Annotated in this window: 21 protein-coding genes, 2 tRNA genes and 1 pseudogene; 13 read left to right on the forward strand and 11 right to left on the reverse strand. The window is 56.1% G+C overall.

What is annotated here, in order from left to right:
• Positions 1-921: 921 nt before the first annotated feature.
• Together htpG and DW724_RS02860 are read left to right on the forward strand one after the other, a co-directional pair.
• The gene (gene htpG / locus DW724_RS02855; protein WP_118760575.1) at positions 922-2,832 is read left to right on the forward strand and encodes a molecular chaperone HtpG; all 1,911 of its coding nucleotides are present in this window, start codon (positions 922-924) and stop codon (positions 2,830-2,832) included.
• Between the two features lie 140 nt (positions 2,833-2,972).
• Positions 2,973-3,881, forward strand: coding sequence for a diacylglycerol/lipid kinase family protein (locus DW724_RS02860; protein ID WP_118760576.1), 909 nt, complete (start codon positions 2,973-2,975; stop codon positions 3,879-3,881).
• 306 nt (positions 3,882-4,187) lie between these two features.
• On the opposite strand, the gene DW724_RS02865 is transcribed toward DW724_RS02860, so the two are convergent.
• Together DW724_RS02865 and DW724_RS02870 are read right to left on the reverse strand one after the other, a co-directional pair.
• On the reverse strand, positions 4,188-4,772 hold the full coding sequence (locus DW724_RS02865) for a dipicolinate synthase subunit B (RefSeq protein ID WP_118760577.1): 585 nt from the start codon (positions 4,770-4,772) through the stop codon (positions 4,188-4,190).
• Positions 4,769-5,221, reverse strand: coding sequence for an NAD(P)-dependent oxidoreductase (locus DW724_RS02870; protein ID WP_158580194.1), 453 nt, complete (start codon positions 5,219-5,221; stop codon positions 4,769-4,771). Before DW724_RS02870 ends, DW724_RS02865 begins: the two co-directional genes overlap by 4 nt.
• A gap of 100 nt (positions 5,222-5,321) precedes the next feature.
• Here DW724_RS02870 and DW724_RS15530 point away from each other — a divergent pair, with 100 nt between their 5' ends.
• Entirely contained in the window at positions 5,322-5,459 is a 138-nt protein-coding gene (locus DW724_RS15530) for a hypothetical protein (RefSeq protein ID WP_158580195.1), read from the forward strand.
• Position 5,460: 1 nt separating this feature from the next.
• Positions 5,461-6,786, forward strand: coding sequence for a recombinase family protein (locus DW724_RS02875; RefSeq protein WP_118760579.1), 1,326 nt, complete (start codon positions 5,461-5,463; stop codon positions 6,784-6,786).
• Positions 6,787-6,801: 15 nt separating this feature from the next.
• On the opposite strand, the gene DW724_RS02880 is transcribed toward DW724_RS02875, so the two are convergent.
• From DW724_RS02880 to DW724_RS02900, 5 genes are all read right to left on the reverse strand, one after another.
• The gene (locus DW724_RS02880; protein ID WP_118760580.1) at positions 6,802-7,650 is read right to left on the reverse strand and encodes a tRNA 2-thiocytidine biosynthesis TtcA family protein; all 849 of its coding nucleotides are present in this window, start codon (positions 7,648-7,650) and stop codon (positions 6,802-6,804) included.
• A gap of 16 nt (positions 7,651-7,666) precedes the next feature.
• A complete protein-coding gene (locus tag DW724_RS02885) occupies positions 7,667-8,788 on the reverse strand; it encodes a cysteine desulfurase family protein (RefSeq protein ID WP_118760581.1) in 1,122 nt (373 codons plus the stop codon).
• A 113-nt stretch (positions 8,789-8,901) separates the two neighbouring features.
• On the reverse strand, positions 8,902-9,588 hold the full coding sequence (gene queC / locus DW724_RS02890; protein ID WP_118760582.1) for a 7-cyano-7-deazaguanine synthase QueC: 687 nt from the start codon (positions 9,586-9,588) through the stop codon (positions 8,902-8,904).
• The gene (gene queF, locus DW724_RS02895) at positions 9,585-10,082 is read right to left on the reverse strand and encodes a preQ(1) synthase (protein WP_118285179.1); all 498 of its coding nucleotides are present in this window, start codon (positions 10,080-10,082) and stop codon (positions 9,585-9,587) included. Before queF ends, queC begins: the two co-directional genes overlap by 4 nt.
• A gap of 18 nt (positions 10,083-10,100) precedes the next feature.
• Positions 10,101-10,601 carry a QueT transporter family protein gene (locus DW724_RS02900; protein WP_199677276.1) on the reverse strand — a complete coding sequence of 167 codons (501 nt, stop codon included), beginning with the start codon at positions 10,599-10,601 and terminating at the stop codon, positions 10,101-10,103.
• A 588-nt stretch (positions 10,602-11,189) separates the two neighbouring features.
• On the opposite strand from DW724_RS02900, the gene DW724_RS02905 reads away from it, so the two are divergent.
• Entirely contained in the window at positions 11,190-11,933 is a 744-nt protein-coding gene (locus DW724_RS02905) for a sporulation initiation factor Spo0A C-terminal domain-containing protein (protein ID WP_118760583.1), read from the forward strand.
• Between the two features lie 127 nt (positions 11,934-12,060).
• Here the strand turns inward: DW724_RS02905 and DW724_RS16350 are convergent.
• Both DW724_RS16350 and DW724_RS02915 read right to left on the reverse strand, forming a co-directional pair.
• Positions 12,061-12,540, reverse strand: a pseudogene (locus DW724_RS16350) (dipicolinate synthase subunit A N-terminal domain-containing protein); the annotation flags it as partial.
• Positions 12,464-13,663 carry a M24 family metallopeptidase gene (locus tag DW724_RS02915; RefSeq protein ID WP_118760585.1) on the reverse strand — a complete coding sequence of 400 codons (1,200 nt, stop codon included), beginning with the start codon at positions 13,661-13,663 and terminating at the stop codon, positions 12,464-12,466. The gene DW724_RS02915 and the pseudogene DW724_RS16350, both read right to left, overlap by 77 nt.
• A gap of 161 nt (positions 13,664-13,824) precedes the next feature.
• On the opposite strand from DW724_RS02915, the gene cls reads away from it, so the two are divergent.
• From cls to DW724_RS02930, 3 genes are read left to right on the forward strand one after another with little or no spacing between them, the layout of a single operon-like run.
• Positions 13,825-15,354, forward strand: coding sequence for a cardiolipin synthase (cls, locus tag DW724_RS02920; RefSeq protein WP_243105676.1), 1,530 nt, complete (start codon positions 13,825-13,827; stop codon positions 15,352-15,354).
• Positions 15,355-15,372: 18 nt separating this feature from the next.
• The gene (locus DW724_RS02925) at positions 15,373-16,137 is read left to right on the forward strand and encodes a threonine/serine exporter family protein (protein ID WP_118760586.1); all 765 of its coding nucleotides are present in this window, start codon (positions 15,373-15,375) and stop codon (positions 16,135-16,137) included.
• Positions 16,134-16,589: a threonine/serine exporter family protein gene (locus DW724_RS02930; protein ID WP_118760587.1), complete on the forward strand. Its 456-nt coding sequence runs from the start codon at positions 16,134-16,136 to the stop codon at positions 16,587-16,589. The genes DW724_RS02925 and DW724_RS02930 overlap by 4 nt, the downstream gene beginning before the upstream one ends.
• A gap of 323 nt (positions 16,590-16,912) precedes the next feature.
• Here the strand turns inward: DW724_RS02930 and DW724_RS02935 are convergent, their stop codons facing one another.
• Both DW724_RS02935 and DW724_RS02940 read right to left on the reverse strand, forming a co-directional pair.
• Positions 16,913-17,233: a permease prefix domain 1-containing protein gene (locus tag DW724_RS02935; RefSeq protein ID WP_116704895.1), complete on the reverse strand. Its 321-nt coding sequence runs from the start codon at positions 17,231-17,233 to the stop codon at positions 16,913-16,915.
• Positions 17,220-17,555, reverse strand: coding sequence for a PadR family transcriptional regulator (locus DW724_RS02940; protein ID WP_118760588.1), 336 nt, complete (start codon positions 17,553-17,555; stop codon positions 17,220-17,222). The genes DW724_RS02935 and DW724_RS02940 overlap by 14 nt, the downstream gene beginning before the upstream one ends.
• Before the next feature lie 178 nt (positions 17,556-17,733).
• Between DW724_RS02940 and DW724_RS02945 the strand changes: the two genes are divergently transcribed.
• The 5 genes from DW724_RS02945 to DW724_RS02965 all read left to right on the forward strand — a co-directional run bounded on the left by DW724_RS02945 (position 17,734) and on the right by DW724_RS02965 (position 20,050).
• Positions 17,734-18,225, forward strand: coding sequence for a COG2426 family protein (locus DW724_RS02945; RefSeq protein ID WP_227109541.1), 492 nt, complete (start codon positions 17,734-17,736; stop codon positions 18,223-18,225).
• Between the two features lie 120 nt (positions 18,226-18,345).
• Positions 18,346-18,432, forward strand: a tRNA-Leu gene (locus DW724_RS02950).
• 45 nt (positions 18,433-18,477) lie between these two features.
• A tRNA-Pro gene (locus DW724_RS02955) sits at positions 18,478-18,553 on the forward strand.
• A 79-nt stretch (positions 18,554-18,632) separates the two neighbouring features.
• Positions 18,633-19,118 (forward strand): cyclic pyranopterin monophosphate synthase MoaC, encoded by a 486-nt coding sequence (gene moaC / locus DW724_RS02960; protein WP_118648062.1) that lies wholly within the window; start codon positions 18,633-18,635, stop codon positions 19,116-19,118.
• Entirely contained in the window at positions 19,115-20,050 is a 936-nt protein-coding gene (locus DW724_RS02965) for an XdhC family protein (RefSeq protein ID WP_118760589.1), read from the forward strand. The genes moaC and DW724_RS02965 overlap by 4 nt, the downstream gene beginning before the upstream one ends.
• The last annotated feature ends 65 nt before the right edge of the window (positions 20,051-20,115 follow it).

Consider the following 20,115-nt stretch of genomic DNA (forward strand, 5'->3'; position numbering starts at 1 on the left):
ATAGGGAGCGTCCTATCGCGCAGACAGTTCGTCCTATCCGGGCTGCACTGGTCGCAGGCACGGGTTTTCCGGTGTGCCCGAACTGCGAAGGTGGTTCGCCATTTCCGGGCGAGGATTCCGCCGTTGCGGCGGTGAGGAACGTGCGGCGTCCGCCGCGGGGACAAAAAAGAAGGGACACCCATGGTTTCCCTTCCTCTTTGAACTCCTACCTTTCCTTTGTTTGATAGTACGGCGGTAATGGTAGAGAAGAGACCGCTCCGAAAAGGAGTACGGCAGTCGGGTTACCGTTCCGTAGGGGCGCGCATTGCGCGTCCATTCCTCTACCTATTCGCAGTGCCAGATACCGTACTGCTACACAGGCGGCTTACTCCACGCAGGCGCGGCATACCCGTGCCGCGCAAATGTTTTGCCTGTGCAGATTATCCAAATCCTACGGATATAGGCGATATGCACCCGTAATCGTGTTGCGCGGCACTGTTATGCCGCGCCTGCGTAGACCCAAATTGGATGTAGCAGTACGGTATCCGACACTACGAATAGGCGGATACAACGCGGAACGAAAAATCCTCTGCCGTACTCTTTTTTTCGCAGCGGTCTCCTCTCTACCGTTACCGCCGTGCCCTCTAAGGGAAAAGGGGAGATTCACAAGAGGGTGGAAAACCGCAGGTTGTCTACCCTCTTGTGCGCCTGCCGCGCGCAGCGGCACTCCCCGCCGTGGTTCACGTAAAAATTCTCCGTCCGAATAGGGTGAACCGCCTGCATGGTTCGGGCATATCCAATTCTCAATTTCGATTTTGAACAAACCATGAATTTTACAAACCCTACTTGATTTTTTTGCGCAATAGGCTTATTATATCAATGTTGGCACTCGACGATTGAGAGTGCTAATACCAAACAACAAACACAGAGGTGTATGTAATCATGGCAACCAAGCAGTTTAAGGCAGAATCCAAGCGCCTGCTCGATTTGATGATCAACTCCATTTATACGCACAAGGAAATCTTTCTGCGTGAGCTGATCTCCAACGCATCCGACGCAACGGATAAGCTCTACTATAATGCAATGAAGGAAGGCAAGACCGGTATCACCCGCGACAGCCTGCCGATTGAGCTGACGCTCGACAAGGCAAACCGCCGCTTTATCATCGAGGACCACGGCTGCGGCATGACTGCCGAGGAAATGGAGAACAACCTCGGTACGATCGCGCATTCCGGTTCGCTGGCGTTCAAGAACGAAAACGAAAAGCAGGACGACATCGACATCATCGGTCAGTTCGGCGTTGGCTTCTATGCGGCATTTATGGTCGCAAAGCATGTTGAGGTCGTATCCCGTGCGGCAGGCAGCGATGAGGCCAACCGCTGGGAGTCCGACGGTGCAGACGGCTACACGGTTGCGCCGTGCGAAAAGGCAGAAAACGGCACGAAGATCGTGCTGACCATCAAGGATAATACGGAGAACGAGAATTACGATGAATTCCTCGAGCCGTACCGCATTCAGGGTCTGGTAAAGAAGTATTCCGATTACATTCGCTACCCAATCAAGATGGATATGACGCGCTCCCGCATGAAGGAGAAGCCGGCAGATGCAGGCGATGACTACAAGCCGGAGTGGGAGGAGTACACCGAGAATGAGACCCTCAATTCCATGGTCCCGATCTGGAAGAAGTCCAAGAAGGAACTGAAGGACGAGGATTACAACAGCTTCTATACGCAGAAGTTCTACGATTATCAGCCGCCGCTGTGCCACATCCATTCCAGCGTGGAAGGTGCGGTAACGTACACGGCAATGCTGTTCATCCCGTCTCACGCACCGATGGACTACTACACCAAGGACTATGAGAAGGGCCTGCAGCTGTATTCCAACGGCGTGCTCATCATGGACAAGTGCGCGGATCTGCTGCCCGATCATTTCAGCTTTGTACACGGCATGGTTGATACGGCAGACCTGTCGCTCAACATCTCTCGTGAGATGCTGCAGCATGACCGCCATTTGAAGGCCATCGCGCAGAGCCTTGAGAAGAAAATTAAGAGCGAGCTGCTCAAGATGCAGAAGGACAAGCGCGAGGATTATGAGAAGTTCTGGGCAGCGTTCGGCCGTCAGATCAAGTACGGCGCTTATGTTGAGTACGGCGCGCACAAGGAGCTGCTGCAGGATCTGCTGATGTACCATTCCTCCACGGAGGACAAGCTGGTATCGCTCGCGGAGTACGCTTCCCGCATGAAGGAAGACCAGAAGTATATCTACTATGCTTGCGGCGAGACCATCGACAAGATCAAGCTGCTGCCGGTTATGGAAACGCTGTCCGACAAGGGCTACGAGGTGCTGTGTATGGATGACAGCATTGATGAGTTCTGCGTCAAGATGCTCGCTAAGTACAACGATAAGGAATTCAAGTCCATCGCGGATGCAGACCTCGGTCTGGACAGCGAGGACGAGAAGGAAGAGATCAAAAAGCTGAGTGAGGACAACAAGGATGTCCTCGAAGCACTCGGCAAGGTGCTCGAGGGCAAGGTTAAGAAGGTCGAGCTGACCAGCCGCCTCAAGAGCCATCCGTGCTGCCTGCGTGCCGAAGGCCCGGTAACGCTCGAGATGGAGAAGGTGCTCAACCAGCAGGCTGCTGTCAACGGCGGTCAGAGCGTACACGCCGAGCGTGTTCTGGAGCTGAATGCCGAGCACCCGATCTTTAAGAAGCTGTGTGCGCTGCAGGCGGAAGGCTCGGATAAGGTAAGCACCTATGCGGATATCCTGTATACGCAGGCGCTGCTCATCGAGGGTATGCCGGTGGATGATCCGGTGGCTTATGCAAATGCTGTTTGCAATTTGCTCTCCTGAGATATATAATAATATAGTTAGTATATAGATAGTATACTTGGGATAAAAGAGTGAATGATTGATGGATTGAGAATAGCGATGCGGCGCGGCTGCGTCGATACTACATTTTATTTATGAACAAAACCGGAAGGTGATGAAACATGAAGAGAATGCTGTGGATACTCAATCCGCATGCGGGACGCGGTGCAATGAGCGGAAAGATCATCGACTGTGTGACCGCATTTCAACAGGCAGGATATGATGTGACGATTTATATCACGCAGGGTGCGCAGGATGCAACGCGTGTTGCACGGGAGCGTGCGGGCGAGTTCGATCGCATTGTGTGTGCAGGCGGTGACGGTACGCTGAACGAGGTGATTACCGGTCTTATGCAGGCGGAGACCCGTCCGGTTCTCGGTTATGTGCCTGCCGGTACGACAAACGACTTCGCGTTCAGTCTGGGCATTTCCAAGGTGCCCGCTGAGGCGGCGGTTATTGCGGCAGGCGATACGCTGCAGGCGCTGGACATCGGCCGCTTCAACGATCGCTATTTTAACTATGTTGCGGCGTTCGGCGCGTTTACCGAGGTCTCTTACGAGACACCGCAGCAGACCAAGAACATTTTCGGGCGTGCTGCGTATATTATCGAGGGCATTAAGGCGCTGACCAACATCAAAACCTACCACATCCGCGTGAACAGCGCGGAAACGCAGATAGAGGACGATTTCATCTACGGTATGGTGACAAACACGGTGTCGGTCGGCGGCTTCAAGACCATCCGGCCGGATGGCGTGGCGCTGGATGACGGACTGTACGAGGTGCTGCTCATTTACCCGGTCGAGAATCCGATGGAGCTGCAGTGGCTGGCGAATGACCTGCTGACGCATAATGTCGAATCTAACCGCTTCGCGTACTTCCGCACGTCAAAAATCAGTTTTTCGTCCGATGACGAGGTGACGTGGACACTGGACGGCGAGTTCGGCGGCGCATTGCACAATGTGCAGATTACCAACTGCAGCCGTGCGATCACATTTGCCACCGGCAAGGAGCCGGAAGGCAAAGAATCATAAGAAAAGTCCTGCAGAATGCTGGCTTAACCGTGATAAGGAACGAATGCAGCCGTATTACGGATAGTCGGCGGATTCAGGTGTGCAAGGAGCACAAACGCAAAGACAACCGCCCATTTCCGAAAGGAAGGGGCGGTTGATTTTTGCTGTTTATCAAAAGTAAACTGATTCAATTTCATGGACGAAGTGGCAATCTCCGTATCGGCAGAGCCCGGGATCATAGAAAAAACGGCGTGACTTTCACGGTCACACCGTTCTTTGCGGCACAATAATTACTTGTCACGATTCAGTGTCAGCTTTGCGTTTTTTTTATACGCTGGGTGCAAGCAGGATGGGCTGAAGCTGTCTGCCGTTCATGGCTGCGTCAATGGCAGCGGGAATCAGCGTCATATCTGCGACAAGCGAGCGCGGCTTGCTGTGCGGCGCATCCTGCCGGAGCGGCACGAAATAGTAATGCCGGCGATTCAGCAGCGTGCCGAGATTTGCGGCGCTGCCGGACAGACCGTCATTGGTGGAGACCGCCAGCACGACCGGACGTTCTCCGCGCAGATGGCTTTTGACCGCCATGGTCGCGGGCGTGTCCGTCAGACCGTGCGCCAGTCTGGCGAGTGTATTGCCCGTGCACGGCGCAACGATCAGTATATCAAACAGCGCCTTCGGTCCAATCGGCTCGGCGGAAACAATGCTGTCGATAGGGGAGACGCCGGTGAGTGCGGTCAGCTCCTGACGCCAGTGCGCGGCTGTGCCAAAGCGGGTGTCGAGTGTGCCGGCGCTGTCGGACAGAATCGGCGTGACCGTGTCGCCGCGCTCGATGAGTGCTTGTATAACCGGCATGACCTTGGCAAAGGTACAGAACGAACCGGTCAGTACAAAGCCAATGCGGAGTTTGCTCATAAGATGCCCTCCTCGTGCAGAATGGTGTCCGCGGTATCGAATACCGCGCGTGCAGCGCTGAGCGGTGCTACCTTGCCCGGAAGAGACAGTGCGTGCAGCACGCGACAGCCATCCGGAAGCAGGGTATCGGCGGCAACACCGCCCGGCAGAGATGCAAGATCAATGATGAAGCAGGGCGGTTTCATGTCGGACAGTACCTCGGTTGTCAGGATCGGGGCGGGTACGGTGTTGAAAATCAGGTCAAAACCGGCAAGATGACCGGCGAGCCTGCGTGTATCCAGTGCGTGCAGTCCTGCGGCGGCGATGCGTGCAAAATCGCGCGTACAGCGTGCGGAGACCGTAACCTGTGCATCGAGAGCGTACAGCTTGCGTGCAAGAAGCATGCCGATCCGTCCGGCACCAATCACCAGACAGCGTGCATTTTGCAGCGTGAACGCAGTTTGCTCCATCGCGAGCTGAAGTGCTCCCTCGCAGGTAGGGAAGGCGTTAGCGGTTTGGCGCATAAACGGGTTTGCCTTCGCATAGACTGCAAGCGAAGGAGGGATAGCCATGAAACTGACCGAACAGGAGCAGGCTGCTGTTTCGCGCGGCATGATCGAGGGTCTGCTCCGCGCTTTGCACGCGGAAGGTATGCTGCCGCCCGAGCGTCTGGAGCTGGTGCTCGAGCTGCTGTGTGCAGGCCGCTGACATGCTGCGCGTGGCCGCCTATTGCCGCGTTTCCACCTCGCAGGAGGACCAGAGAAACTCGCTGGAGAATCAGCGGCGATATTTTTCGGAGTACATCAGCCGCCAGCCGGACTGGGAGCTTGTGGAGGTTTATGCGGACGAGGGTCTGTCCGGCACCTCGTCCGACCGGCCTGCCTTTCGGCGCATGCTGGCAGCGGCAGCAGAAGAGAAAATTGACCTGATTTTAACCAAAGAGGTTTCACGCTTTGCCCGAAATACGGTTGACACGCTCGCGTACACGAGGCTGCTGCGCCGTCAAGGAGTCGGTATTGTATTCATTGGAGATCATATCGACACCCGCCAGAATGACGGTGAATTTCGGCTTACCATAATGGCAAGCGTGGCGCAGGAGGAGAGCCGCAAAATCTCTGAGCGCGTCAAGTGGGGGCAGCAGCGCTCGATGGAGCGCGGTGTGGTGTTCGGATGCAATAATATATACGGATTTACCTTGAAAAACGGGGAACTGACGGTAAAACCTGAACAGGCGGTAATCATTCGTAAGGTATACCGTTGGTTTCTGCTGGACGGCAAGGGCACCTGCATGATTGCACGGGAGCTGACCGCCGATGGCATTCCGCCGCCAAGCGGAAAAGGAAAATCGTGGTCGTCTACGATGGTGCTGCGGCTGCTCCGAAACGAGAAATACTGCGGCGATCTTCTGCAGCGCAAAAGCTGCACGCCGGATTTCCTTGATCACCGCAAGGTGAAAAATGAAGGGCAGTCGCCGCAGGTCTACCTGCGGGATCATCACGAGGCGATTGTACCGCGCTCGATGTTCGAAGCTGTCCGACGGGAACTCGAACGTCGGCAGGCAACCCGCAAAGCCGGCAGCCGACCCTCCGCACGGTACTGGTGCTCCGGAAAAGTGGTCTGCGGACTGTGCGGCAGTCGGCTTGTGCCGCGCAGGGGTGCACAGGCGGACGGCGGTCTGCGATGGGTGTGCGGAAAACGGGTGCAGCACGGCGTGGCAGCGTGTGCGGCTCCGGCAGTTGGAAATCGGATTTTGCTGGACTGCATGAAGCAAATTGTACAGGATTTGCCAATCGACATGGAGATGGTATTGCGGCAGACCTTGCGCGCGATACCTGATCTCACACGCACCGAAAGACAGCGATTCTGTACAATTTTACGAAAAAAGCTGTACAGTGAAACGGTTTACAGCGCACTGCTCGATCATATCACCGCAACGGGGGAGGGCTTGACTGTATATCTGCACGGCGTGTCTGAACCGCTGTATTTCGACCTTTCGGGCAGAGAAAAACCGTCCGTGCAGCGCACGGACGGCTGAACACTATTCGCTTTTCTATCCGCGTTCGTCGTAATCATCGAGGAACGAGTGAAGCACGCCGCCGGACTTGTAACCGGGCATCATGTCCAGATTTACCGAGTGGATACTGTTGAAAATGCTGCGCTCGATATTCGGGTTGTCGCGGCGCAGACGGCGCAGCAGAATCTTGACCTCCTGTCGCTTGGAACCGCCGCCGCCGTTGTCGCACATCGTGCAGTTTTCGGTGAAGCGGCACGCGCACTGGATAAATTCGAGGTCGTTATACTGCTTCCACGCGAGGATATCCTCCTCGTGAATGCAGTACAGCGGACGAATCAGCTCCATGCCCGCAAAGTTTGTGCTGTGCAGCTTGGGCAGCATGGCCTGCATCTGCGAGCCATAAAACATGCTCATCACGGTCGTTTCAATGACATCGTTGAAGTGGTGGCCGAGCGCGATCTTGTTGCAGCCAAGCTCCTGCGCCTTGCTGTACAGATAGCCGCGGCGCATGCGCGCACACAGGTAGCACGGGTTCTTCTCGCTGTTGTTGGCAACCGCGAAAACGTCGGTCTCGAACACGGTGACCGGGATATGCAGCAGTGCAGCGTTGCTCTCAATTTTGTTGCGGTTGATTTCGTTGTAGCCGGGGTCCATGACGAGGAAAACCACCTCGAACGGCACCTCGCTGTACCGCTGGAGCAGCTGCATCAGCTTGGCCATCAGCATGGAATCCTTGCCGCCCGAAATGCACACGGCAATTTTGTCGCCCGGCTGAATCAGCTGATACTGACGGACCGCCAGTGTAAACGGGTTCCAGATGGTCTTGCGAAATTTTTTGATGATACTACGCTCGATCAGCTCGTGCGGCTGTAAATCTCGTTTCATAATGATGCTCCCTGTATTACTTGACTAACTCGTGATAGCACGCGTCGAAAACGGCCAGAAATTCGTGGATTTCCGCATCTGTGGTGAGGTGGCTCAGGCTGATGCGCCATGAGGACAGTGCATTTCTGCGATCACGGCTGACAGCAAACACCGCACGGGACGGCAGACCATCCGCCGAGCAGGCGGATTTGACCGATACGCACACGCCTTTTTCGGACAGCGCGCGCTGAAATACGGTGCCTTTCACATTCTTCACGCTCAGATTGAGGATATGCGGCACGGCGTGCTCCGGACTGTTGATATGCACCGCCGGATACGCCGCAAGTGCGCGGCGCAGCTTCTCGCTGTGGCGCTGAACGACAGCACAGCGGATCTCACGCTTATCGCATGCCAGCTGCAGTGCCAGTGCGGACGAAGCCGCCAGACCGAGTGCGGGCGTGCCGCTGCGGTACAGCGTTGTGCTGGCGCCGCCGTTTATCTGCGGCTCGAGCGGCATACGGCTGCGCTTGAGCAGCACACCGCTGCCGCAGATGCCGCCGAACTTGTGCGGCGCAAAACTCAGTGTATCAATACCGGCGAAGTCCACCGGGATGCGCCCGATAGCCTGCGTTGCGTCAACGTGCAGACGGCAGTTCGGATGGTCAGCCAGCAGCGCCGCGATTTCGTTTACCGGCTGGATGGTGCCAAGTTCGCTGTCCACCGCGCAGATGGCAACGAGAACGGTATCCGGACGCAGAAGCTCGCGCACTTCCTCCGGATCCACCGTGCCGTCCCGACCGATGGAGAGCAGGTCGATCTCCCAGCCGCGCTCCTGCAGGGCGGTCAGGCTGCCGCTGACCGAGGAATGCTCGAGCGGTGTGGAGATGATGTGCTTGCCGATATGCCGTGACGCCTGTGCGATGCCCTTGATGGCGAGGTTGTTCGCCTCGGTCGCACCCGAGGTAAAGATGACCTCGGCAGGGGACGCGCCGGTCAGCGCTGCAATCTGCTCAGTGACACGCGCCATTTCCTCGCGGGCGGCTTTGCCTGCCATGTGTACCGAGTTCGGGTTGGCCGGGAACCGGCGTTCCATATCGCAGAATCGCTCCAGCACCGCAGGGTCCGCGGGTGCATGGGCGGCATAATCGAGATAAATCATAGCATGGACTCCTCAAAATAAGGTTAACGACTATAATCATAGCATTCTTATAGGAAAAAGTCAAGATGGACAGAAAAAGACTGCTGTCTCCGATGAAACAGCAGTCTTTTGTTTTACCTCATTGCGGGGTCGGTCACGCCGTTGGCCTCGAACGCGCGGATGCGGTCCAGGCAGGTGCCGCACTTGCCGCACGGCTTGTCGCCGCCCTCGTAGCAGCTCCACGTCAGCTGATAGGGAACCTGCAGCCGCAGACCTTCGGCAACGATCTGCGCCTTGTTCCAACGCACGAACGGAGCCTCGATGCGGACATCACCGCCTGAGCCGAGTACAATGGAGTGGTTCATTGCATTTACGAAATCCTCACTGCAGTCGGGATAGGCATTGCCGGCGGCATCGTCGTGATGCGCACCGTAGTAAATCACGCTGCAGTGCTTGGACAGCGCAACGCTGGCCGCTGCCGACAGGAACAGACCGTTGCGGAACGGCACATAGGTCGTAACCGGCTTGCCGCCGCGCTGTGCCAGCTGCTCGGCGTAGGATTCCTCGGGGATGTCCTCGGTCGAGTGGGAAAGCAGCGAGCAGTCGCTGTACGCGAACACCGGCGTCAGGTCGAGAGACGTGCCCTCGATGCCGTAGTATTCGAGAACCGCCTTTGCAGCCTGGATCTCCTTAACGTGCTTCTGACCGTAGTAAATGGACAGCGCGCACACATTCTCCTTGCCGTGCTTCTCGATGGCAAGCGCAAGACAGGTCGTGCTGTCCACGCCGCCGCTGCACAGGACCATTGCCTTCTCGCTCATCGGTTGTCCACCTTCTCCGGGTACAGATCGTGGTGGGTGAGACGCTCGAATGCAACCTCCTCCCAGCGGGTGCCGGGCTTGCCGTAGTTGCAGTACGGGTCGATCGAGATGCCGCCGCGCGGCGTAAATTTGCCCCAGACCTCAATGTACTTCGGATCCATCAGGCGGATGAGGTCCTTCATAATGATGTTTACGCAGTCCTCATGGAAATCGCCGTGGTTGCGGAAGCTGAACAGATACAGCTTGAGCGACTTGCTCTCTACCATGCGCTCGCCGGGCACATAGGAGATATAAATGGTAGCAAAGTCCGGCTGGCCGGTCATCGGGCACAGGCTGGTGAACTCCGGGCAGTTGAACTTGACAAAATAGTCGTTGTCCGGATGCTTGTTCGGGAAAGTCTCCAGCATTTCGGGCGCGTAGTCCGAGGGATACTTGTTCTTCTGGCTGCCGAGCAGCGTGACACCGTTCAGTTCTTCTTTATTTCTTCCGGTCATGGTTGCATTCTCCTTACATTAACTAGCCTTAGTTGCCTTGGGATACAGTGCGCGCTGCAGTACGTTCACCAGAACGACACCGCAGACCGCAGGTACGGACTGACCGATGCACAGGCTGGTGGCAAGTACAGAATACGGAACGTGCAGCAGATAGCTCAGATAGCTCGATACGCCGAGACCGGGCACAAGGATGATCGGAAGGATCATCAGCCAGCGGCTCCATCCCTTGCGGCGGATGAGCACGATGATCGCGGTAACGATGATACCGACGAAGCAGCCTCCGAACCAGTCCAGCAGACCGAGTCCGCCAAACAGAAAGTTGGCAATGAAATTAGCGAAACCAAGCGGCAAAACCAGGAACGGAAACAGGTAAGCGAGCGCATACAGAGCCGTCGCAATGCGGATCTGGTACGCGCCGAAAGAGAAGCTCTGCGTAAAGTACAGCACAACAACGTAAAGTGCCATCACCATAGCAGAAACGGTCAGTTTTTGAACCTTGCTCATGTTTTCTTTTACCATATTTCGTTCACCTCCAAATAATGCACACAACAACGTTGATTGGAAACCTAAGGCAACACCGCACAATTAAGACTGCGGTGCTTTGCGGAAATTTTGTGTCCTGACTTTGTTGCAGTTTCACGGTAATACATCAAGTATTACCGCAAAACTGTGCCGCGTCAGTACGCAAAATTTACTCGCAAATCACTCTTGTTCAATTATGCGGTATTGCCTTAAAATTTTTCTGTTTCGTTGTCCCTAGTTTTGTTTTACGACAGGATGGTTTCGAACTGTCATTCCATATCCGGAAGCAAAGTGCCGAACGGCACAAACGATAGTATAGCGTATTTTTGCCGTTTATGCAAGTGTAAAAGCAGCAAAACATGGTTTTGATAGAGAGATTATGCGGTTTCACCAAGAAGCGCGGAATCCCTGCCCGACAGAGAGAAAACCGGACATTCGACAGATAAAACGCGGTTTTGTCGAAAATTGTCGATAAATATGCGGGGAAAAGCAGGGATATCCGCTTGCGCGGACGCGCTGAATATGTAAAAATAAGATGTAATCCGTAAATCGGCATAAGATAGAGAAAGCCGGGGAAAGCAGTAAATGAAGATCAAACAAGGCAAAATGCGTATTTTACTGGCGTGTGCGGACGAGTCTCTGCTGAAACAGACAAAACAGCTTATGCAGGCGAGCAATGAGCTGGAGCTTGTCGGCAGTACGTCGAACGGCACGAAGGCGTGGGAAATGATTCGACAAAAAACGCCGGATATGGTCGTGTTGGATACCGACCTGCCGTATGCAGACGGCTTTGCCGTTGCGTCGTGGATGAGACAGAAGGCGATGTGGGATACAAGCATTATCCTGCTCAGCTCGTTCATCGGCGGTCAGACCTATGTGGAGTGCAGTCTGCTGCACATCAACGTGCTGCTGCGCAAGCCAATCTGTGCGGATGCACTGTATGAGCGTATCAAGCTGGCGGTCAACTGTACCAGTCGGGGCGATACGGTGGAGCAGCGGCTGGCCCAGATCCTGCGGGAACTGGGCATGCGCGAGCAGACGATCGGCTATCAGTGTGCATTGCTGACCGTGTGCCTGTATCGGGAGACCGACGGTGCCAGCATCACCAAGATCATTTATCATAGTGTCGCGCAGCAGATGAACAGCGAAGGCAGTAATGTGGAGCGCAACATGCGCTACGCCGTTCACCGCGCATGGGATAAGTGTGATAAAGCCGTGCTTGCCAGGTATTTCGGGGAAGCGCGTGCACAGGATAGGGAGCCGCCGAGCAACCGCGAATTCTGTGCGGCTCTCGTGGAGTATCTCCGGCAGGAAGCCTGTCGCCTGTAACCGGACAGCCTGTGCTTTTTGCAAATGCGGCAGGTACCGCGTTGCGGATCGCCAGCTCCTCGCGGGATAAGTAGTCGATGAGTGTCAGTCCGTTCTGCACCGCGCGGGCGTGTACGGAAAAGGGCACGGCACCGGCCAGTGTCAGCGTTCCGGCGGGAATGGCATCGAGTACATCGCCGATCGTGTGCTGTGCATTGGCAAGCGGCGCGTTCAGGCTGCCGTCCCCCGTCTGCACCGGCATAGGCAGAATGACCGCGCGTGCATCGGCAAGGCACGCCTGCAGGTCACTTACAGCCGTGCAGCCTGCGGCAGGGCGGCGCTCGAGTGCAAATGTGCGAACGGTGTGGCCTGCTTCATGCAGCAGCTCGGCTAAATATGCCTGACGCACGTCGCCGCCGACGACGGCGAGAGTCGTCGATTGATTCATAAGCAAAAACCTCCTTTGCGCCATTCTATGCCGGATGCAAAAGAGGAGTGAAAAGAGAACATCCGCTCTTTGTACAAACAGAGAGCGGATGTTTTTGTATAGATTACTGATTGAGTACCTCGAACAGTGTGTCGCACGCGCCGGTGAGCGACTGCGCAGGACCGTCTGCGGTGATCTCATAGGTGTTTTCGCAGCCGATGAGGCCGACACCCGGAATCGCAATCTTCGGCTCAACGGCAAGCGTCATGCCGGACTGGAGCGGAGCCGAGAAGCCTTTGGCGAGAACCGGTGTTTCGTCCATTGTCAGACCGATGGAGTGGCCGAGAAACTTGCAGCCGTTCATGAAGCCTTCACGGAACGCAGGATCGACGAGAGAGAGGATCTTCTCGTAAATTTCAGCCGGAACGGCACCGGCACGCAGGAGAGATGCGGTTTCGTTCTCCAGTGCAATGCACTGCTCGCGTGCCGCACGGATCACGCCGCTCTGCGGATGCTTGTCCAGCTCGCCGTAGTAGAACGTGATGCTCTTATCGGTATGGTAGCCGCGCCAGCCGCACGGAATGTCCAGCAGGACGGAGTCGCCTTCGTGCAGCTTGCGCTCGGACGAGCCGATGGACTTCATTGCGGTCGAGGTGCCGATACAGCCGGAGGGACTGTCCAGCGCGGTGGGACACAGGCTGTTTTCGCTGAAGCTGGCAATGCCGAGCACGTCCTCGGCTGCCGGCTGATTGTAGCGCGAGATACCCATGCCGCCGCGGTCCACGATGGCGGTGCAGATCTCGCTGCACAGGCGTGCTTCGCTGACGCCTTCGCGCAGGAACGCCGGAGCAAGTTCCTCGATGACATAACGGTGCAGTCTGCCGGATTCGCGCATGCAGTCCAGTTCATACGCACTCTTGATCGAGCGCAGACCGCTCAGTACGCCATCCACCGGCTTGGGTGAAAACGGCAGATGCTTGTTCAGCATGGAGAGCTTTTGCAGCGTCATGGTCTTTGCGGCAACATAGACGGTCTCCGGAATATCCGGATAGACCTCCTTGATGCCGCGGAAGCTGCCCATCGGACGGATGTCTGCAAAGGCGGATTCGTCCTTTGCAACATCAAACGAGCGGCGGACGAACAGTGTAGCCTGATCGGGTGTCACGACAAGTGCGCCATCCTGCATTGTGCCGGTGAAGTAGTACATGTCGAGCGTGTTGTCGAGCAGAAGCATGGACCACGCAGGGTCCTTCTCAGTCATGGCACAGCGCAGACGGTCGAGCCGCGTGTTCAGTTCGGCGGCGGGCACGGAAATATGGGGCATGGATGATCCTCCTGTATGATTAACGGTGGTTTACAAAAATGTTACTTTTAGTGTAGCACATATTTAACCGGAGAGCAACGCAGACGCGTTGACTTTTTATACCTTGTGCGATATGATTATAGTCTATGGAAGGACTGCGTTTTGCAGGGAAGGGAGCGATTATGATGCGCAGAAAAGTAGGCAAGCTGCTGGGCGACCGACGTGTTGTCGGCGGATTTCTGCTGCTGATGCAGCTTGCAATCGTTATGTTCGGCGTAAGCTGGGCAAGTACGGAATATCACTGGCTGACACCGGCACTGACCGTGCTGAGCGTTATCATTGTCATCTGGCTGGTGCGTAAGTACGACAACCCGATGTACAAGATCACATGGATACTGGTTATTGTGCTGCTGCCGCTGTTCGGCGGCTTGTTTTATCTGTTCTGGGGCAATACGCCGCTCAATCGGGCGCGTACCCAACATCAGTACGAGCCGAAACCGCCGGATTTCACCGACTATATGCGTACACCTGCTACAAAGGAGCTGATCGAGCAGCATCCGCGTCATGCAGCACGCGCCCGTTACATCGAGACGCTGGACGGTATGCCGGTGTGGACCAACACGGAGACGAAATATTTCCGTGTCGGCGAGGAAATGTTCGACTCCATGTGCGAGGAGCTGCGCCACGCACAGAAGTTCATCTTTCTGGAGTATTTCATCATCGAAGAAGGCATAATGTGGGATACGATCCTTGCTATTCTGCGGGAGAAGGCGGCCGCCGGACTGGATGTGCGCGTGCTGTACGATGACGTTGGTTCGATCTGCACGCTGCCGAAAGACTACGACCGCTATCTGATGAGTCTCGGCATTCACGCGGTGCGCTTTAACCGCTTTATCCCGACGCTGAACACCTATCTCAATTACCGCAACCATCGCAAGATGACGATTATTGACGGCAATGTCGGTTATATGGGCGGTATCAATCTGGCGGATGAGTATATCAACAAAAAGGTGCGCTTCGGCTACTGGAAGGACACCGGCATCATGCTGCGGGGTGAGGGAACAGCCAATATGACCGCCCTGTTCCTGCAGATGTGGGAGTATGTCACCGGCGAGGACATGCCGCCGCTCGAAAACTATCTGCCGACCGCCAAGCTGCCGGCAGACGGCTATGTGCAGCCGTTTGCGGATTCACCGCTCGACGACATCAATATCGGTGAATCCACCTACCTGCAGATCATCCATAACGCGCGAAAGTACGTTTATATCACCACGCCGTACCTTGTGCTGGACAACGAGATGATTACGGCGCTGACCATTGCGGCACAATCCGGCGTGGACGTGCGCATCCTGACGCCGGGCATCCCGGATAAAAAGCTGGTGTACATGATCACACGCTCGTACTATCAGCAGCTGCACCGAGCGGGTGTCAAGATTTATGAGTACCGACCGGGCTTCCTGCACGCGAAAACCATCGTGTCCGATGATGATACGGCGGTGGTCGGTACAATCAACATGGATTTCCGCTCATTCTTCCTGCACTTCGAGTGCGCGACCTGCTTCTACAACAGCTCGGTCGTTGCCGCCGTTAAGCAGGACATTATGGAGACCATCAATGTCAGCCGCCGGATTGATGACGAATGGCTGCGCCGTGTGCCGTGGATTCGGTCGATCATGGCAAGCGTGCTGCGTCTGTTCGCGCCGCTGCTATAATGAGAGGAGCGTGGTTGAATGGACCGACCGGAGCAGACACTTTCCGCTGTGCTGGATGCGGGAGAGCTGCTGCTGACCTCAGGTGCTGAGGCAGCCCGCGTAGAGGACACCATGCGCCGTCTGGCACGCGCCTACGGTTTTGTACGAGCGGATGTGCTGACCATCACGGCCAGCATGGCAGTAACGGTACGAACGGCGGACGATCAGGTGATCACGCAGACGCGCCGCATTCTGCGGCGCGGAACCGATATGCGCTGCATTGAGGCGGTCAACGAGCTGTCGCGCGAGGTATGTGTGAATCCTGTTCCGCCGGAGGAATTGCACGCACGGCTGGAGGCGATACGCACCGCACCGGATAAGCTGCGCTGCCGGCTGCCGCTGGCGTATCTGATCACGTCAGGCTCGTTCGCTGTGTTCTTCGGCGGCACCTGGAGAGACGGCATAGCCGCCATGCTGTGCAGCGTGCTGCTGTATGTCATCGGCGTGCTCGGCGATCGGATTTCGCTGCAGCCGCTCGTGCTGACCATGGTCAGCTCGGCGGCGATGTGCGCGGCAGCGGCTCTCACGGTAAAAACCGGCATGGGACAGAATCTGGACTATATCATTATCGGCAACATCATGCTGCTGATTCCGGGCATTCCGTTCGTCAACTCCATGCGCGATATTTTCGTGGGTGACACCATCACCGGACTGCTCAGCGCGTTTGAAGCGGTTTTGAGAGCGCTTGCCATCGCGGCAGGCTGCGCGCTCGTGCTCATGCAGACTGGGGGCGGTGCCGTATGACAGGTGAAATCCTCCTGCAGATTGTCATGGCGATGATCGGTGCGCTCGGCTTCGGACTGCTGTTTCATATTTCCGGCAGCCGCCTGATCACGATCATGCTGGGTGCTGCGGTAAACTGGGGTGTGTATCTGCTGGCGATGCAGTGGTATGATAACCGCGTGACCGCGTTTTTTGTCTCTACGCTGGCAACGGCCGCACTGGCCGAGGTGCTCGCGCGGTTGCTCAAAGCGCCTGTCATCACGCTGCTCGTGCCTATGCTGGTGCCGCTGATTCCGGGCGGCGACCTGTATTACACGACGCTTGCGCTCGTGCAGGGCGACACGGCAGGTTTTGCTCGATACGGTACGCTGTTCATCGAGGAGGCGGGCGCGATGGCGTTCGGCGTCATCCTTGTGGCGTGCCTGGTGCAGACTTTCGGCAAGCTGTGGCTGCTGTACAGCGCAAGAAAATAAAGGCAACACCGCTATGCGGTATTGCCTCAGTCTGTCAAAAAAATATTATTTTAATTTTTACGCTTCGTGCGGCAGCACGCATAAAATAGAATTTGCGGAGCAAATTCATAAATTCCGGGAGCATGTATCTCGGAATTTATACAAGGGAAGAAAAAATGTGCCCGCAGGGCGCGGTTTTTCTTCGGTATTCGCTCGAAAGCGTGGTTTCGAGCGAGAGGATGCTCGGAAAACGTTAGTTTTTCGACAGCCTCAGGCAACACCGCTATGCGGTATTGCCTAAAGAAAGCGTTCTGTAGATCTCATACAGAACGCTTTTGTGCTGCTTACAGCAGGTGAATTGTCAGATATAACGCACAGAGCAGAATCGCGATCCACACAGTGGCGAAAATCACATTGTACACTACCCGCGCAAGCGGCAGACGTGCCTGCCGCAGAGCCTTTCCCAGTACATCCGGGTCACCGAGTGCGCGCAGCACCTGACGCACAGCCTGCTCCTGCGTGAGACTGCCGCGGCAGCGCAGCTCCTCCGCGCGGCTGAGAATATGGTCGGTCAGCTCCCGCCGAACGCGGGCACGGTAAGGCGGCCACAGGAGATGCCGGCACACGCGGTGCAGGTACGGCACAATCAGCTTATTTGGTGACACAGGCGCCACCTCCGATTGGCTTACGGCAGGTTTTCCACTGTTCCCGGCAGCAGGTGAGCGTTTTCACGCCCTGACAGGTCAGTCGGTAAAACCGGTGCGTGCCGTCCTCGGTCTGCCGTTCACAGGAGCGGACATCGCCGCGTGCCTCAAGTCCGTGCAGCAGGGGATACAGGCGGCTTTCGCGGAGGGCAAATGCGCAGTCTGAGCGGCATTCCACCTCATGCAGCAGTTGAAAACCGGTCTTGTCCGCCTCCTCAAGCAGAGAAAGCACAAGCAGAGCCGCGCTGTCATAAAAGGCAGCGTCTTTTTGTCCTCGCGGCATGGAGATCCCCTCCTTTATATATTCAGTATAACCGCTCGCGAGGGGTGCGTCAAATTATTTTACACAGATTTTACGATTGCAGCGCTTGCGTTTGTATGCGGAATAGGGTATCATTAACAAGTATATCTGTGTGAATATTCGCTGTTTACCATAGAACACTTGTCAGGAGGAAAAAATCGTGTTTTCATCGTTATTCAACTGGCTGATGGGCGCAGGCCGTGAACTGGCGGTTGTGCTCATCTCCATGGTTCCGCTGGTAGAATTGCGCGGTGCGGTCCCGCTGGGCGCGGTCGCAGGCGTGCCGGCGATCGAGCTGATTCCGCTGGCTGTGATCGGCAATATGATCCCGATCCCGTTTTTACTGTTCTTCGGAGAAAAGCTGCTGGACTGGGTGTGCTCGCTCGGCCCGCTTTCCGGCTTTGCCACCAAGTACCGCGAAAAGCTGCTCGGAAAGACCGGTCAGGTCACCAGATATGAACGGCTGGGTCTGTTCCTTTTTGTGGCGATCCCGCTGCCGGGCACCGGAGCATGGTCAGGTGCGTTGATCGCAACGCTGCTCAAAATGCCGAAAACCAAGGCGCTGACTTCGATTCTGTGCGGCGTAATTGTTGCAGGCTTCATTATGCTGCTCGGTTCTCAGGGTGTAATTGGCGTTGCACATTTGTTTTAACAGACGAAAGCCATTCCTGCGGGAATGGCTTTTATCTTTTGCGGCAGTGAAAGAAAAATACCCTTTTCGAAAAATTCCTCTTGCCAACCGGTGCGATTTACGATATAATAACCATGTTATGCCGGTGTGATGGAATTGGTAGACGTAGTGGACTCAAAATCCACCGCTGGCGACAGCGTACCGGTTCGAGTCCGGTCACCGGCACCATCAAGCGCCTCGGTTCCTCGGAATACGGGGCGCTCACAATACTATCCGGGTGTAGCGCAGTTGGTAGCGCGCCTGCTTTGGGAGCAGGATGCCGCAGGTTCGAATCCTGTCACTCGGACCAGATGAAACACCGCTTAAACGTCGTTTTGAGCGGTGTTTTTTGTGTTTGCAGAAAAGAATGAATTTTCGGGAGGAACAACATGAAACTGACCCATTTGGATGAAAACGGTGCAGCGCACATGGTCAACATCGGCGCAAAGCCGGTCACGCAGCGCGAAGCTGTGGCGCAGTCCGTGCTGACCATGCAGCCGGAGACGCTGCGCATGATCCTCGACGGCACAGCGCCCAAGGGCGATGTGTTCGCGTGCGCGCGTATCGCGGGCATTATGGCGGCCAAGCGGACGGCAGAGCTGATCCCGATGTGTCATCCAATCCCGATCGAGAGCGTGGACATCGCCATTGAGGCTGTCTCGGAGACGCAGGTGCGCGTTGTCAGCACGCTGCGCTGCTCGCACAAGACCGGCATTGAGATGGAAGCACTCACGGCGGCCTCTGTTGCCGCGCTGACCGTCTACGATATGTGCAAGGCGGTGGACCGCGGTATGCGTATTGATGAGACGCTGCTGCTGCACAAGACCGGCGGCAAAAGCGGAGATTATCACGCGGAAGGAGCGACGGCACGATGACTTTGCTGGAACAGCTGCAGGCTGCCGCAGAAAATGCGCGCAAGGGACTTCCGGCGGCGCTGACCATCGACGCGGACGGCGTACAGTATACGCGCAATTTCATGCCGCAGGAACGCCTGATTCTGCTCGGCGGCGGCACGATCGCGCAGCCGCTTTGCCGCTATGCGGCCGATCTCGGTTTTGAACTGGTCGTGGCGGACGACCGGCCGTCCTTTGCCAACCATCCGCGCTTTCCGGAAGCAAAGCAGATTGTATGTGATCTGTTTCCGGCGGCAATCGAGAAAATCGGCATCCGAGAGAGCGATTACGTTGCCGTTATCACACGCGGGCATCGTTATGACGCGGACTGCCTGCGGGAGCTTCTGCACGGCACCATGCCGCGCTATCTCGGCATGATCGGGTCGAAAAGACGCACGGTCGGTCTGCTGAACATGCTTGAGGAAGAAGGCTTCTCTCGGGCAGATCTCGACCGCATTCATACGCCCATCGGTCTGGACATTGGTGCGCTGACCGTCAAGGAGATTGCGATTTCTATCGTGGCAGAGCTGATCGCGGAACGCCGCCGCACAACCGATCGCCGTTCCAAGAGCAGCATTCTCACCGCAGAGGACATCGACCTGCCGCTGCTGGAAACCGCTGCACGCGGTGATATTCCCAAAACGCTCATGCTCGTGTACGAGACCAGCGGTTCCACGCCGGTAAAATCCGGCTCGTACATGGTGGTCAATGCCAACACGGCTACCGCAGGCACCATCGGCGGCGGCTGCAGTGAGAGCGCCGTTATGCGGCAGGCGTACTACTTGATTGGGACCGGCGAGCACAAGTGCGTCACCATCGACATGAGCAACGACATTGCTGCGCAGGAAGGTATGGTTTGCGGCGGGCAGATGAAGGTGCTGCTGGCAGATTTGGGTACGAAAAAATCGACATAAAGTGAAAAAGTTGTCGAAAAATACTGGGATAAAATGTCACATTCTCTCTGGCATTCACAGATCTA

Origin of the sequence: Butyricicoccus sp. AM27-36 (genome assembly GCF_003480945.1) — a bacterium.
GTDB classification, from domain to species: Bacteria; Bacillota; Clostridia; order Oscillospirales; family Butyricicoccaceae; genus Agathobaculum; species Agathobaculum butyriciproducens.